Genomic DNA, 16140 nt, shown 5'->3' with positions numbered 1-16140 from the left:
ATCGGTACATCTCTCAATTTGTCTAAATCCCATGCCGTTGCAGTACATTTTAGGCATATTCTTTGACATCTTGCGAATATCCAAGCACTGAGTAGTTATCAATGAACTGACGACCGCAATCAGCACAAATATGATTTGTTTGTCTCCTCGTTCCCATTTTACGAATATGTGTTGAACCACACTTTGGACATTTCATTGTTTTCATTGCTAAAACTCGTTATCTTTTATTTACTCATTCATCTCTCATTTGTGCAACGCCCAGAGATCTGCTTTTGCCGCATGGGCTAAGTGGTAATCGGCTAAATCACCTTTCGATAAGATTGCCTCAATCCGTTGCAATCCCGATAGAAAGCCATCGCGCATCGCTACTGCCACGGCTCTATTTAAATCAACCACTGGTGATGGCTCTGCGCGCATGAGTAGGTCATACAAGGCGACAATCTGAGCCCAGTCCGTTGCCTCAGCACTTGTGGCTTCGGAATGTACTGCGGCGATCGCAGCCTGAATTGTGTAGGAGCCGAACTGTGGCAATGATAGCGCTTGCCGCACAAGTGCCCTACCTTCTGCAATATATGCTTGGTTCCAGAGTGCGCGGTCTTGATCTTCTAGCAGGATGAGATCGCCTGTGGCGGATGTACGGGCAGTACGTCGCGATTCTTGCATAAGCATCAGGGCTAACAATCCGATCGCTTCCGCATCGGGTAATAACTCCACGACTAATCGCCCTAGTCGAATTGGTTCTTCCGAGAGATCGGTTCTTGTCAATGCTGTCCCCGATGAAGCGGCGTATCCTTCGTTAAACACTAAGTAGATTGTTTGCAATACGGTGTCTAAGCGATCGGGTAGTTCCGCGATCGCTGGTACTTGGTAGGGAATGTGCGCGTCACGGATTTTGGCTTTGGCGCGGACGATGCGCTGGGCTAAGGTGGGGGGCGCGATCAGAAAGGCACTGGCAATTTCTTCTGTGGTAAGTCCACAGACTTCTCGTAAGGTTAAGGCTACCTGTGCTTCCCTTGATAAAGCTGGATGGCAGCAGGTGAAAATCAGGCGGAGGCGATCGTCTTCTACATCTTCATCTGCTGTGACTGTGGTATCCATGGTGTCGAGATGTTGAGTGTCGAGATGTTGAGTGTCGAGATTTTGAGCTAGTTCTGCTAAAGATGAGTCGAAGCGAGTACGGCGGCGAATTGTATCGATGGCTTTGAAGCGTCCCACGGAGACAAGCCAAGCTCTAGGATTAGTAGGTATGCCGTCACGCAGCCATTGTTTGACAGCTACCGCAAAGGCTTCATGCATCGCCTCTTCCGCAAGGTCAAAGTCGCCAATTAAGCGAATCAGAGTAGCAAAAATACTGCGAGATTCTTGACGATAAACCTCATTTAGGCGATCGCGGATCTGACTAGCATTGTTCTCATTCATTCCCAAAAATATGCCCATGAATAGGGGATTGATCGCTGTAATATTGATGGATTGCATGGCGGTGATGCCTTCCCAGAAGAGCATACCGCCCGCGTAGCGGGCGGTATGCTCTCTGTTTTTGTTTTTTTATTAACTACTTAATCATTTACCATTAACCGTCGCTTCCATCAATCCACAAAGTTCATTTAGGTTAAATATAGCTTTTAACCTACCCTCAATCGCATCGGGGAGTAATTTAAATCCCAACTTCCTACAGATACTTTGCATTTTGTAATTGCTATTGAGAATATAACCCACGATCGCTTCCAGTTTCTCCTCCTTGCCAATTTCCAGAAGTCGAGTTAGTAGTTCCGTTCCTAGACCCTGATTTTGATAGCGATCGCTAACGATTAACGCAAATTCAGCTTCGTTTGTACCATGCAATTTACTTAGCCTTGCTACGGCTAATATCTCATGTTCTGAATTTTGCAGATTTTTCGCATCGGTTTTGTGATCAGCGACAAGAATCATTTCGCGATCGTAATCGATAAAGCAAATACGGGTCAAGCGTTCATGGGCGATGCGCTTATTTAATTTCACCCTATGGGCATAACGCAAGTAGACGCTTTCTTCGGAAAGGTTTTGATGAAATTGCACCATCAGAGGTTCATCTTCGGGACGGATTGGACGGATATTCAGGCGATCGCCCTTGCGCGATTCCCAATGCTGAACATATTTAGTGGGATAGGGACGAATTGCAGGAAGTGGGCGATCGGCAAAGGATGATTTAGTATGCAGCATTATCCGAGCATCTAAAGCAATCATTCCTTCGGGAGAAACTAGCAAAGGATTGATATCAATTTCGCGGATCTGGGGCTGTTCGACTATTAACTGGCTGAAGTTCACCAACAACTGTTCGAGTTTTGCCATATTGATCGCTTTTCTCCCCCGAATGCCTTGCAAGGCTTGATAAATGCGGGTTTGCTCCATCATTCGCCTTGCCAGAGTCGTATTTAATGGCGGTAAGGCTAGCGATCGATCTTGAAATACTTCTACCAATTGCCCACCCGTGCCAAATAACATCACCGCTCCGAACTGGGGATCGAGACTGCTACCGAAAATTAATTCATAACCTTCCATCTTGAACATTGGCTGCACAGTTACCCCTAAAAACGCAGCAGGATCAATGGAATTTACTTTTGATTTAATCTGGGCAAAAGCACGGCTAACATCAGCAGCATCGGCTAGATTTAAGCGGACACCACCGACATCAGTTTTGTGGGTAATAATTTCCGAATGGAGCTTCAGAACGACGGGATAGCCGAAGCGATCGGCTATTTCTACGGCTTCAAGATCGCTCTTAGCAATTTCCGTAGCGATCGTGGGAAACCCATAGGCAGCAAGAATTTGTTTCGCTTCGTGTTCAGTTAATAGAGTGCGATCGCTCTTAATTGCTTTAGCCAGAATTTGCTCTACCAAATGGCGATCGGGTGTGAACAAATCCGAATCCGCAGGTAAAGAGGGAGTTTCATAAATCCCTCGCAGATTATAGCTATAGCGCCACATATAGTTAAACAGTCGCACGGCGGTATCTGGATAGGGAAAGGTGGGAATATTCGCTTGATTGAGAATCTGCGTTCCTGCGGCTACTTCTTGACCACCCATCCAACTTGAAAGAATTGGCTTGCCTAGTTGGCTGTATGCCTTGAGCTTTTCGGCGGTTTGGGTAGGATCGGTCATCGCTTGGGGAGTCAAGATCACCAGCAATCCATCACTATTTTGGTCATTGGCAACAACTTCTAAGGTCTGGGCATAGCGATCGCAACTGGCATCACCGAGAATATCAATGGGATTGTGATGACTCCATTGCGCGGGTAAAATGCGATCGAGTTCTGTTAGGGTTTCGGGTGCTAGTGCCGATAACGTACCGCCGCCACTAATGAGCGCATCGGTAGCGATCGCCCCAGGACCACCAGCATTAGTCACAATCGAAAGCCGATTTCCCTTTGGACGCGGTTGCTTAGCTAGAATTTCCGCCATATCAAATAGATCGGAAATCGTATGGACTCGCAACACCCCACAACGACGAAAAGCGGCATTCAAAACTTCATCGCTGCCAGTCAAAGCCCCTGTATGCGAAGCCGCGGCTTTTGCAGCCGCTTCCGTATGTCCGACTTTGAGAACGATGATGGGTTTATCCATCGCCACTTCTCGCGCCGCCGAGAGAAATGCATGGGCATTACCAATCGACTCCATATACAACACAATACTATGGGTATGGGGATCGTCTCCGAGGTATTCAATCAGATCACCCCAACCCACATCCAACATCGACCCAATGGAAACGAAGGCACTAAACCCCACATTTTCACCCAAACTCCAATCCAAAATCGAAGTACAAAGCGCTCCACTTTGGCTAATGAAAGCGACATTTCCCGCGCGAGCGATCGCCCCTGCAAAGGTGGCATTTAAGCCCACAAGCGGATTCATTAAACCAAGGCAGTTCGGTCCAATAATTCGCATCCCTCCTCTTCTTGCTTCCGTTAAAATTTCTCGCTCTAACACCGCCCCTGCTTCTCCAACTTCCTTAAAGCCAGCCGAAACAATAATTGCACCTTTTACGCCTACCGCTACACATTCGCGAATCACCTGTGGAACTGTCGCCGCAGGGGTGGCAATTACCACCAGATCGACAACTTCTGGAACATTGGCAATGTCTGGATAGGACTTGATGCCCAAGATGCTATGACGTTGGGGATTGACTGGAAAAACTGTGCCGCCAAAAGGACTACGAATCAGATTCCATAGCAACGTCCGCCCAACACTTCCCTCCCTTTCACTTGCACCAATCACTGCCACGGAGCGAGGGTGAAATATGCAATCAAGGGGATGACGTTGCCCTTTCCAAATATCATGGGCAGGGTCGTTACATTCCAGTAAGTTATTCTGCATAGTATCCTCCTATTCACCATTTTACCAATAAGGATTTTGCCAATAGGGATTTTTCAAACCTTGGCTTGGTTTTTAATTTACAAAAGTGTTGCCACACTTTTGTAAATTGTTATTAGTTGAGCGTGGTGACAAAAATAACGTTAGAAAATCCCTAAAAAAACAATGTTAGAAAATCCCTAAAAAAACAATAAAAGCCTGCGACTTAAACAACCCAAATATTGTTTAAACTTGCTTAAAATTACCACCAAATAGATATTCAGCTATTGTTAAATCTTAATAATTCTGATTGCATCTTCGGCATAACTTGATATCCCCAATTGTAATCATTACGGGGAGACGGCACAGTTAACTTTTGTAATAAATAAGCTGGCATTTCCTGAGGAACTGAGCATTAAACCTACAATAGAAGTAGCGATAAAACATCAGTATAATCAATATAAATTGTATAGATTGTTGCGCTGTAAATTAAATCTATTAGCTTATAATCCATTAGAAGCAAAGCTATGTATCTCGAATGGCAAGGATTTACGGAAGGTGTTTGGACAAGGGAAGTTAACGTTAGAGACTTTATCCAAAAGAATTACAGTCCCTATGAAGGTAATGCTGAGTTTTTGACTGCACCGACGACTAGAACTCAGCAACTTTGGCATGAGGTTTCGGAACTGATGAAGGCAGAACACCAAAAGGGAATATTGGATGCAGACACAAAGAAACCGACCTCAATTACGGCTCATGATGCGGGATATATCGATCGCGAGTTAGAGCAGATTGTTGGTTTGCAAACTGATAAACCTTTGAAACGAGCGATCATGCCCTATGGCGGTATTCGCGTGGTTAAAGCGGGGTTAGCCGCCTATGGCTATGAACTTGATCCTCAGACTGAAGAAGTTTTCACCAAATATCGTAAAACCCATAATGATGGTGTGTTTGATGTTTATACCAATGAAATGCGGAAGGCAAGAAAATCGGGGATCATCACTGGTTTACCCGATGCCTATGGACGGGGACGGATCATTGGTGACTATCGTCGCGTTGCCCTATATGGAGTCGATCACTTAATTGACGACAAAAAGACGCAGAAAGAATCCCTTGATGTTGATGTGATGGACGAAGAAACCATTCGTCTCAGGGAGGAGCTATCGGAACAAATGCGATCGCTGTTTGAACTCAAGGAAATGGCTGCGAAGTATGGCTTTGATATTGGTCGTCCTGCCATGACTGCTAAAGAAGCGGTGCAATGGCTGTATTTTGGCTATCTCGGTGCAGTCAAAGAACAAAATGGGGCGGCAATGTCCCTCGGTCGAGTTTCAACGTTTTTAGACATATATTTCGAGCGCGATTTACGCAATGGTTTGATCGCTGAAACTGAATTACAGGAACTCATCGATCATTTTGTGATGAAGTTGCGCATGGTGCGTTTTTTGCGTACTCCCGACTACAACGACCTATTCTCAGGCGATCCCACATGGGTGACGGAAGCGATCGGCGGTATGAGTGCGGATGGTCGGACTTTAGTGACCAAAAATAGTTATCGGTTTTTGCATACCCTCTCGAATCTGGGAGCAGCACCAGAACCTAATCTCACAGTTTTATGGTCAGAACATCTGCCCGAAAACTTCAAACAGTTCTGCGCCAAGATTTCTAGCGATACTAGTTCCATTCAGTATGAAAACGACGATCTGATGCGTCTCACCTATGGCGATGACTATGCGATCGCCTGTTGTGTCTCGGTGATGCGAATCGGTAAACAGATGCAGTTCTTTGGCGCAAGGGTGAACTTAGCGAAGACCCTGCTCTATGCCATCAATGGCGGTAAAGATGAGAAGTCTGGGGATCAAGTTGCTCCCAACTTTGCACCAATTACCAGTGAGTATCTGGATTATCAAGAAGTCAATGATCGCTTGCAGCAGATGATGGGCTGGCTGGCGAAGGCATACATCAATACGCTGAATGTCATTCACTATATGCATGACAAGTATTGCTACGAGCGCATCGAAATGGCACTGCACGATCGCGATGTCTATCGGACGATGGCTTGTGGGATCGCGGGTTTATCGGTAGTTACCGATTCGCTCTCGGCAATTAAACATGCCAAGGTGAAAGTCATTCGCAACGAACAAGGTTTGGCGGTAGATTATGTCACTGAAGGCGAATATCCGCAGTATGGCAATAATGACGATCGCGCCGATAATATTGCGATCGACCTTGTGGCAAGGTTCATGAACGAAATTCGCAAGCATCCCACCTATCGCCATGCGGTTCCCACCCAGTCGGTACTGACGATCACTTCCAATGTCGTCTATGGCAAAAAAACAGGTAACACTCCCGATGGACGTAGGGCTGGCGAACCCTTTGCTCCCGGAGCAAATCCCATGCATGGACGCGATCACTGTGGCGCGATCGCTTCGCTCTCATCGGTATCGAAACTGCCCTACAGCGACTGTCAGGATGGTATTTCAAATACTTTCTCGATTTTACCAATGGCGCTAGGTAGACAGGAAAGCGATCGCACCAATAATCTGGTTGGGTTACTAGATGGCTATTTCCACGATGGCGGTCATCACATTAATGTTAATGCGATCGATCACAGTACCCTACTCGATGCGATGGAACATCCTGAAAACTATCCACAGCTTACGATTCGAGTTTCGGGCTATGCGGTGAACTTCATTAAGCTCACCCGCGAGCAACAGATGGATGTAATTAAGCGCACGTTCCACGAACGTGTCTAGCTTTAACAATTGTCGCAAAGCGACAATTGTTAAAAACACAGAGGAGATGTCATGCCGGGAATTGGACGCATTCATTCAATCGAAACCTTTGGGACAGTTGACGGACCTGGAATCAGATTTATCGTCTTCACTCAAGGCTGTCCCCTCCGCTGTCTCTATTGTCATAATCCCGATTGTCGCAATGCCCATGATGGGAAGGAAGTCACCGTCGATTATCTAATTGATGAAATTATCAAATGCAAATCCTACATCCGCAAAGGAGGAGTAACCGTAAGTGGTGGTGAACCCCTAATGCAGCCTGAATTTACCAGAGAGATCTTCAAGCGTTGCCATCAACTAGGTTTGCATACAGCTCTTGACACATCGGGCTATTGTGCGATCGAGGTAGCAAAGCCAGTTCTTGAGGAGACCGATTTGGTTCTTCTAGATATTAAGTCCTATATTCCCGAACTTTATTACCAAGTGACCAGTGTTTCGATCGAACCAACTTTAGCGATCGCCAAATACCTGAGTGATATCCATAAGCCTGTATGGATTAGGTTCGTTCTAGTCCCCCATCTCACCGATAATCTGACTAATATCAATCAACTCGCTGATTTTATTGCCACGCTCAAAAATGTTGAAAGATTGGAAGTTTTACCGTTTCATAAAATGGGCGAATATAAATGGGAGCAACTGGGATTACCCTACGCACTTAAAGATACGCCACCCGCTTCTCCCGAACTGGTAAAGCAAACGGTTGAGATCTTTCGCGATCGCGGAATTAATTCACTGGGGGCGGTGGGGATTTAGCTTTTAGCTATTAGCTTTTAGCTTTGTAAGTTCGGTAATTGGTGATTGGTAATTGGTGTCAGATTTTTAATTCTAGTGTAGTTAAAAAAGCTAATGGCTAAAAGCTAATGGCTAAAAGCTAAAAAAACAAAAATGAGGAGTATTTACAAATGAAAGTCACAAATATTGAAGAATTGGAATTGTTGATTCAGAGGGTGAAAGTTGCCCAAGCAGAATTTTCGACCTTTACCCAAGAGCAGGTCGATCGCATTTTTAAACAGGCGGCGCTGGCGGCGAATGCAGCGAGGATTCCTCTGGCAAAGGCTGCGGTAAAAGAATCGGGAATGGGTGTGATCGAAGACAAAGCGATCAAGAATCACTTTGCTTCGGAAATGATTTACAACAAGTATAAGAATGATAAAACCTGTGGGGTGATTGAATCGGACAAGCACTTTGGCTATGAACGCATTGCTGAACCCGTGGGGCTATTAGCGGGGATCGTACCTGTGACGAATCCGACTTCTACCACCATCTTTAAGTCTTTGATTGCCCTAAAAACCCGTAATGGAATTATCTTCTCGCCCCATCCCCATGCCAAGGAATGCACGATCGCGGCGGCAAAAATTGTTCTGGATGCAGCCGTAGCTGCGGGTGCGCCTCCCGATATTATTGGCTGGATTGATGAGCCGACTGTACCGCTTTCTCAAACTCTGATGCAAAATCCGAATATTAAGCTGATTTTGGCAACTGGGGGACCAGGCATGGTCAAGGCTGCCTACTCTTCGGGGCATCCTTCTATCGGTGTTGGTGCGGGGAATACGCCTGCGATTATCGATGAAACAGCCCATATTCAGATGGCAGTAAGTTCGATCATTCTCAGTAAAACCTTTGACAATGGTACGATTTGCGCTTCTGAGCAGTCGGTGGTGGTAGTTGATGCAATTTATGAGACAGTGCGTGAGGAATTTATCAAACGTGGAGCATATTTTCTCAATGAAGCAGAACGGGATCAAATTCGGCAAGTGATCTTAAAAGATGGACATTTGAATGCCGCGATCGTCGGACAGTCGGTACTCAAAATCGCGGAGATTGCGGGTTTTAAGATTCCTGAGAATACAAGAGTGTTGATTGGTGAAGTAGAAGCAATTTCTAAGGATGAACCCTTTGCCTTTGAGAAACTTTCGCCAATTTTAGCGATGTATCGTGCTAAGGATTTCCGCGATGCTGTCAATAAGGCTGAAGAATTAGTCCTATTTGGTGGGCATGGACATACTTCGGTTCTCTATACTGCTCCTAGCAATCATGAGCATATTCACTATTTTGAACACAAGCTGGAAACCTCACGGGTGTTGATTAATACACCATCTTCACAAGGCGCAATCGGCGATCTCTATAACTTCCGTCTCGATCCATCGTTAACATTGGGTTGTGGTAGCTGGGGCGGTAACTCGGTTTCCGCCAATGTGACTCCCCATCATTTATTAAATATCAAAACTGCCGCCGAACGCCGTGAGAATATGCTCTGGTTTCGCATCCCACCAAAGATTTACTTCAAAGCTGGCTGCTTGCCTGTCGCTTTGCGGGATCTCATGGGCAGAAAACGCGCGTTGATCGTTACCGATCGCCCTTTGTTTGAATTAGGCTTAACCAAAGAAGTCACCGATAGCTTAGAAGAAATCGGCATCGCTCACTATACCTTTTATGATGTCGAACCCGATCCTTCGCTTGCCACAGTCCGTAAAGGTTTAGCAATCTGTAATAGCTTCCATCCCGATGTGATTATTGCCTTTGGTGGCGGTTCGCCCATGGATGCCGCCAAAATCATGTGGCTGCTTTACGAACATCCCGATATTGAATTTGAAGGCTTGGCAATGCGATTTATGGATATTCGCAAGCGGGTTTACGATTTGCCACCTTTGGGCGCGAAAGCAAGGATGGTTGCGATCCCCACCACATCGGGAACTGGTTCCGAAGTTACTCCCTTTGCGGTCGTCACCGATGAGAAATCTGGTATCAAATATCCCCTTGCCGACTACGCGCTGACTCCAAATATGGCGATCGTCGATCCCGAATTGACGATGAATATTCCCAAACGTTTAACTGCCTATGGCGGTATTGATGCCCTCACCCATGCGATCGAGGCTTACGTTTCCGTACTTGCTTCGGAATATACCAATGGACTGGCTCTCGAAGCGATTCGTTTGTTGTTTAAATATTTGCCTAGTGCATATCAAAATGGAGCCAAAGATCCTAAAGCGCGGGAAAAAGTGCATTACGCCGCCACGATCGCAGGGATGGCTTTTGCCAATGCCTTCTTAGGAGTATGTCACTCGATCGCGCACCAATTAGGCGGCACTTGTCATATTGCCCATGGCTTAGCTAATGCGCTGATGATTTCCCATGTGATTCGCTACAATGCGACCGATGTGCCCTTTAAGCAAGCGATTTTCTCGCAAAATAAATATCCCAATAGTAAATGGCGCTATGCCCAGATTGCTAACTATCTAAATTTGGGTGGCGATACCGATGATGAGAAAGTAGAAAGATTGATTGCGGCTGTAGAAGATCTCAAGCGTCAGGTGGATATTCCGAAAACCATTAAGGATGTTCTTGATGAACAGGGGATTAGCCAAGATTATTTCATGGCTCATGTAGAAGAAATGGCAGATCGGGCCTTTGATGATCAATGTACAGGCGCAAATCCTCGCTATCCATTAATTGCCGATCTCAAGCAATTAATGTTACAAGCATAGAGAAAAGAGGAGCGATAGAGCTTCGCTCTACCACTCCTCTTTTGCAAGAGAATGGCGGCGTTTCACGCCGCCATTCTCTTCTGGGGGAGATATGATACCAATTCACAAAAGTGTTGTCATACTTTTGTGAATTAAAAACTAAACCCAGAATCAAAACCTGTAGCGCACGCGCAACGTGCGCTACAGGTTTTTGGGTTTTATATTTAATTGCGCCTAGCTACTTATTACAGCCAATTACCCACCAAGACAAAGGATGACCAAAAGAATGGATCGGTGAAGTTTTTGTCGGAGAGGATAGAAATTTGGGCTTGACGTAATGCTTCAGCTTTGGAAACGTGGGGTTTACCTAAATCTTGATATAGCTTCACCATTAAACGTGAAGCGACGTTATCCTTTACAGGCCAGAGGGTAGCGATCGTCGATCGCGCTCCCGACTTTAACGCTAATCCTGCTAGTCCTAAGACAGCGCGATCGTCCCCTGCGGCAGTATCGCAAGCACTCAACACCAGTAAATCAATGGCTCCTGATTGCCCTGTTTCTCGCTTTTGCAATAGCTCGGACAGCTCGCGGATGTTTAATCTTCCATCCCAAGTCAATAGGAATGTATCTTCTTGTTTAGAACTAAACTGACCGTGAGTAGCTAGATGTACCACATTAGCCATCTTGGATTCGATACTTTTTGATAAAGCGCTAGGAGTAAATTCTTGATTTAGTAGTTTATTGCCAGAGGTGGCTTGAGAAATTGCTACAACCTCTGTCTCCACAGCGGGTAAGGGATTGAAGCCATTGCGGGCAGTACTAATACCTGCGACAACAGATCGAATCTGTTTCTGCTCCAGTGATTGAGTCTCTAACAGTTTTAATCCAGGAGATAGGGCTACAGCATAATTTTCAATGAGGTATTGTTTTCCATCATATAGCGCTGCCATAGGAATTTTTCGTAATAATCCATCTAGCACAAAGACTAGGGTTTGTTTTTCCTTTAGGGCTTGACTGTCTACGGCGGGACGAATCAACCAGTTGTAAATTTTCTGAGAAAGTAGTTTTTGACCTTTATTATCAGAGGCAGGGTGAATGGAACCTAGGTACGAACGAATAGTTTGTTCAGCTTCGCCCCTAGGAACGGGGCTACTGTAATAGGTCAAAGGCTGTCCTGCGGTAGAGAGAATCACTGCGATCCGATTGGGCAGCATGATGGCATAAACAACGGCAGCTTTAGTATCGATCTGATCGATTTGCAGAGGTTGGGAATTAAGGCAAGATTCTCGGAAGAAATTATCTAGTTCCGCCAGTTGCAGAGCCTCAATTAGTTCGCGTGCTTTAACTAGAGCAGATTGGTCGGGATTTTCGTCAATAAGTAAACTAACGAATTCTCGGTATACAGGTTCAATACTTTCTCGGAAAGAAAATTGTACTTCTTGATTGATGCCTACCAGATCGCTGCGAAGATTTTGCAGCGCATCAACTGCTTCCCCATAGGCGGCGATCGCTGCTTGTTTCTGTCCTTGTTGATGGAGCAAGCGACCTAATTTCCATGCTGATTGCGACAGAATATTTTTGGATTGAATAGACTGCGACAGTTGCATAGATTGTTGAAGGAGTCGAATTCCCTCATTGGGTTGTCCGTTATTGGCGACTAGTTGCCCCCATTGCGAGAGGAGATAGGCTTCAGCTTGGGGATCGTTGACCTTCCTTGCGGACTGCACCGACTTGTCTAAAAGCTGAATAATTGTGCTGGCGGGAATGGGTTGCTCCTGCGGGGGAAGCTTTGAGAGATTGCTAGCAAAGTTAACGATCGCATATAGAGAAGCCCGACTGGGTGGGATCTCGCTGAGTTCTTGCTGAATATTGGGGGCGAGGGTGGCGATGGCTTGGGTCTGCCCCATATTCACATAAACCTGTAATTGGTTGAGCTTTGATTCAATGCGATCGCTGGCTTTGGTCGCAACTTTCTCAGCTTCGATAAAGTGTTGCAGGGCTACGTCAAAATTGCGCGTATCAGCGGCGTTATTGCCTAAGCCAATTAGAATTGGACTTAGTTCATTGATGGCGTTGAGATTTTTAGCGATCGCTAAACCCCATGATAGGGATTTGTAGCTTGCCTCATTATCTCCTAGCACGCGCAGGGCATTCCCCACGCTCCGTAAGCCACTCACTTTCAAAAGCGAGTCATCGCTTTTTTCGAGTTGCTGGTTAATGTCATCTAGGATTTGTCGCGATCGCCGATAAAAACCTAAACTTTGTAGAGCCTGAGCCTGATTGATCTGCGTCCCTAGCACACCTTGCAGATCGCCTGCTTGCTGGTAATAACCTTGAGCTTGTTTCCATGTGTCTACCGCCGTTTGCGATTGTCCAATTTGTTGCTGGAGGATGGCTTTAGTATTCAAAACCTGCGCCCAGAGAATTGCATCAACAGCCTTTGCTCCATTTAGAATCGCTAAACTTTCATCAATGCTATTTTGAGCAGCATTCCATTGATTTAATTGTTGGTAAGCCAGCGAGAGATAACTGAGGGTGAGGGCTTGGTTAGGGCGATCGCCTTGAGAGGCGTAGCTCTGTGCAGTAATTTGCCAAACCTGTACTGCTTCAGCAAATTGCCCCGCATCATACAAATTGCGCCCTCGATCTAGATTGCTATTGTTTGAGGTAGCGGTTGAGGCTACTGCGATCGTCGCAGGCGAATCCGCAGTAGCCTTGGGAGAAATCGCATGGGAACGATCTATTCCCAAGGAAAGAGCTAAACAAAGTCCTATTAGTCCTAGCAGACTATAACGGACGATCTTTTTTATCAGCACAGGATTTATCAACACAATAGTGACTCCAAATTATAGGTTAAATGTAGGTATGCCCTTACAGTTGACATCAGAAAACGCTGAAGTAGAAGGATCGGAGCTTGTGGCATAGATTTCCACCTCACCCTTCGCATTGAATCGCCAACCAATAGCTTCCACAATGGGCGGTGCCGCCTTCGCCGATTGCTGTTCGGATTGGCTTGTAGTTACGAGATTATTGGGATTGCGGAGAGAGGCGGGGTCGCGGATATCTATCCAAGGACGATCACCACTGCGGCGATCGCTAGGATTATCAGGTAATCCACCGCGACCAGTGACAACAAAGCGACTATTGCCCAAGGTTTGGCAACCTTGAGCAATTCGCTGACTCGGATCGTCGATATCGCTGGGCAGTTGAATCAATCCAGCAGCCGGAGTAAAAGCGAGGTTATTAATATTCACCGTGCCATTCAATCCAAATTGTGAACTAGCAGTGATATCGTTATCATCGGTGAGGTAAGGACGGTATTTCAAACCAAAGATGCCATTGGTACTAATTTGGATATTGCCCCCATTGCCTTGAAAGGCATTAGCCACGATGTCACTATTGCCTAAACCAATAATGAAAGGACTGTTAATCGTAATATTACCGCCATTACCCTTACCACCCGCTTCCGCCGATAGCAAACTTTCATTCCGTAACAGGAGCAGTTCTCCAAGGGAGAAAATCAGGTTGCCACCATTACCAAAGTTGGTTTGGGCATTGATTTGAGAACCATCATTTAAAAATAGCGATCGCGCATTTATTTGAATAGTGCCACCATCACCCGTACCTTGACTGCGACTAGTGATTTGAGAACTATTTTCAAGGGTGATTTGTTGAGAGTTGATGGTAATGTTGCCAGCTTTACCCAGCCCTGACGAAGCTGTAGAAAGTTGAGCATTGTCTGTTAACGCGAGTTGGGAAGTATGTAGATCTAGGGAACCACTATTACCACTACCTGAGGATTGACTGCTAATGAAGCTGTCTTGAACAGTTACATTCTTGGCAGAGATCTCTATATTACCAGCATTACCACTACCCTGAGTAGATGTAGAGATTTCAGAACCATCTCGTAAGTTTAATTGCCCAGTGCTGATACCAATGTTGCCAGCATTGCCACTGCCACTGGTGAGCGCCGCAAGTCTGCTATTGTTGCCGATATCAATACCTTTACTGGCGTTGAGGTTGATGTTGCCTGCAAGTCCTGCATTGCTGGTACTACTGGTAATTTGGCTATTGTCAAAGCGAATCAATCCATTACTCGTGAGGGTGACATTGCCAGCGGAATCCAGCCCCTTGGTATCACTTTCGATGCGGCTGTTATTGAGGGTGAGATTGCCCACACTGTTGATATTGACATCGCCCGAACGTCCTGTGCCATCTGTAGAAATGTTAACCGTTCCCGTAAGTGGAGTGGAAATGGAAAATTGTTTACTGGTTAGAACCACGGTATCGGCGATCGCTAAATCCCCATGTCCCAAAATCGATACATCCCCCGCCCGAGCGGAAGAGGATGTCGTTAGTAATGTCAGTCCAGATATCTGATTTTTGGCTTCCAGTTTAATCGAACCACCATTGCTAGATGTTCCTTTAGGCGCAACAGAAAAAGTATATAGACTGCTCCTATTCCCAAGGATATTCCCTTTTGGAGCAATTAGATTGATGTCACCGCCATACCCGCTATTACCTACCGCTGCAAAGGATAAGGAGTACAGATTGCTCTGGTTGAAAAGATTGCCATTATTCGCAGAAAAGGTAATACTGCCGCCATTGCCACTATTCATAATTCCTAAGGATAAGGAGTACAGAGTTCCTTGGTTAGAAAGATTGCCATTATCCGCAGAAAAGGTAATATGGCCACCATTGCCACTATTCACTAGTCCGTAGGATAAAGAGTATAAATCCCCTTGGTTAGAAAGATTACCATTGCTCACAGAAAGGGTAATATGCCCACCATTGCCACTATTCATACCCCCTAGGGAATAGGCGCTCAAAACACTCTGATTAAAAAGGTTCCCATTTCTCACAGAAAGTGTAATATTGCCGCCATTGCCACTATTATCATTTGAGAAGGACTCAGAGGACATAGAGCCTTGGCTAAAAAGGTTCCCATTAATCACAGAAAGCGTGATATCGCCTCCATTACCATTTGCCCCTGAGAACCCAGAGAATAATCCAGCATTGACAGAGAGATCGCCGTTAGTTGCAGAAAGGCTTATTGCACCTCCTTTCCTTGTACCTGTACCTGTAACTAGGTTAGTTGCTGATGAAGATAAGGATCCACCATTAAAAGAGAGATTGCCATTAGTCGTGGCAATCGTGATATCGCCCCCATACCCACTATTGGCTGTTAAAAAAGTGTTTGAGCTCACATTACCATTAATTGAGATATTGCCATTAGATAGAATGGTGATGTTTCCACCATTTACACCATTGCCAAAAGCGGACGAAAACAAACTTCCTGTTACAATATCCCCAGCAGCTTTCAGAATGATGGAACCCCCATTCCCACCCATAGAATTGGAGGTGTTAATACTGGCAACCCTAATGCTACCTGAAGGCAGTCCCGCCACTGTCCCCGTTGTAAAATTGGTAGATCCCACTCCCATTTGGGGCACATTGGCTGTAGGTAAAGTTTTTACCCCTGCTCGTAAAATCGCCGCAGGCTGAGTCGTGAGAGTCATAAAATCTGGGTCACTACTAGGAACAGTGGTATCGGG

The 16140-nt window shown here is 45.7% G+C and carries 6 protein-coding genes and 2 pseudogenes; 3 read left to right on the top strand and 5 right to left on the bottom strand.

The annotated features are described in order from the left end of the window. The 3 genes and pseudogenes from PSE7429_RS25980 to PSE7429_RS13535 form a co-directional block, all read right to left on the bottom strand. Positions 1-196 (bottom strand): annotated as a pseudogene (locus PSE7429_RS25980) (IS1/IS1595 family N-terminal zinc-binding domain-containing protein); the annotation flags it as partial. A 47-nt stretch (positions 197-243) separates the two neighbouring features. Beyond that, positions 244-1419 (bottom strand): RNA polymerase sigma factor, encoded by a 1176-nt coding sequence (locus PSE7429_RS13540; RefSeq protein ID WP_083888415.1) that lies wholly within the window; start codon positions 1417-1419, stop codon positions 244-246. A 141-nt stretch (positions 1420-1560) separates the two neighbouring features. Then, positions 1561-4350: a bifunctional acetate--CoA ligase family protein/GNAT family N-acetyltransferase gene (locus tag PSE7429_RS13535; RefSeq protein WP_009627786.1), complete on the bottom strand. Its 2790-nt coding sequence runs from the start codon at positions 4348-4350 to the stop codon at positions 1561-1563. A gap of 503 nt (positions 4351-4853) precedes the next feature. On the opposite strand from PSE7429_RS13535, the gene pflB reads away from it, so the two are divergent. The 3 genes and pseudogenes from pflB to adhE form a co-directional block, all read left to right on the top strand. Continuing rightward, a complete protein-coding gene (gene pflB / locus PSE7429_RS13530) occupies positions 4854-7082 on the top strand; it encodes a formate C-acetyltransferase (RefSeq protein WP_009627785.1) in 2229 nt (742 codons plus the stop codon). A gap of 51 nt (positions 7083-7133) precedes the next feature. Continuing rightward, the gene (gene pflA / locus PSE7429_RS13525; RefSeq protein ID WP_009627784.1) at positions 7134-7874 is read left to right on the top strand and encodes a pyruvate formate-lyase-activating protein; all 741 of its coding nucleotides are present in this window, start codon (positions 7134-7136) and stop codon (positions 7872-7874) included. A 146-nt stretch (positions 7875-8020) separates the two neighbouring features. After that, a pseudogene (gene adhE / locus PSE7429_RS13520) lies at positions 8021-10606 on the top strand (bifunctional acetaldehyde-CoA/alcohol dehydrogenase); the annotation flags it as partial. A gap of 224 nt (positions 10607-10830) precedes the next feature. On the opposite strand, the gene PSE7429_RS13515 reads toward adhE, so the two are convergent. Further along, positions 10831-13401: a CHAT domain-containing protein gene (locus PSE7429_RS13515; RefSeq protein WP_233424354.1), complete on the bottom strand. Its 2571-nt coding sequence runs from the start codon at positions 13399-13401 to the stop codon at positions 10831-10833. Positions 13402-13431: 30 nt separating this feature from the next. Beyond that, positions 13432-16140, bottom strand: a 2709-nt coding sequence (locus PSE7429_RS26350; protein WP_009627781.1) for a beta strand repeat-containing protein, incomplete at its 5' end; no start/stop codon positions are given.

It is taken from the genome of Pseudanabaena biceps PCC 7429 (assembly GCF_000332215.1).
GTDB lineage: Bacteria > Cyanobacteriota > Cyanobacteriia > Pseudanabaenales > Pseudanabaenaceae > Pseudanabaena > Pseudanabaena biceps.
This window is presented reverse-complemented; position numbering and strand designations above follow the sequence as displayed.

Bases quoted from the DNA above. Each gene is read 5' to 3' on its own strand.
- PSE7429_RS13540 (WP_083888415.1), bottom strand. From the start codon at position 1,419: ATGAATGAGAACAATGCTAGTCAGATCCGCGATCGCCTAAATGAGGTT.
- PSE7429_RS13535 (WP_009627786.1), bottom strand. From the start codon at position 4,350: ATGCAGAATAACTTACTGGAATGTAACGACCCTGCCCATGATATTTGG.
- pflB (WP_009627785.1), top strand. From the start codon at position 4,854: ATGTATCTCGAATGGCAAGGATTTACGGAAGGTGTTTGGACAAGGGAA.
- pflA (WP_009627784.1), top strand. From the start codon at position 7,134: ATGCCGGGAATTGGACGCATTCATTCAATCGAAACCTTTGGGACAGTT.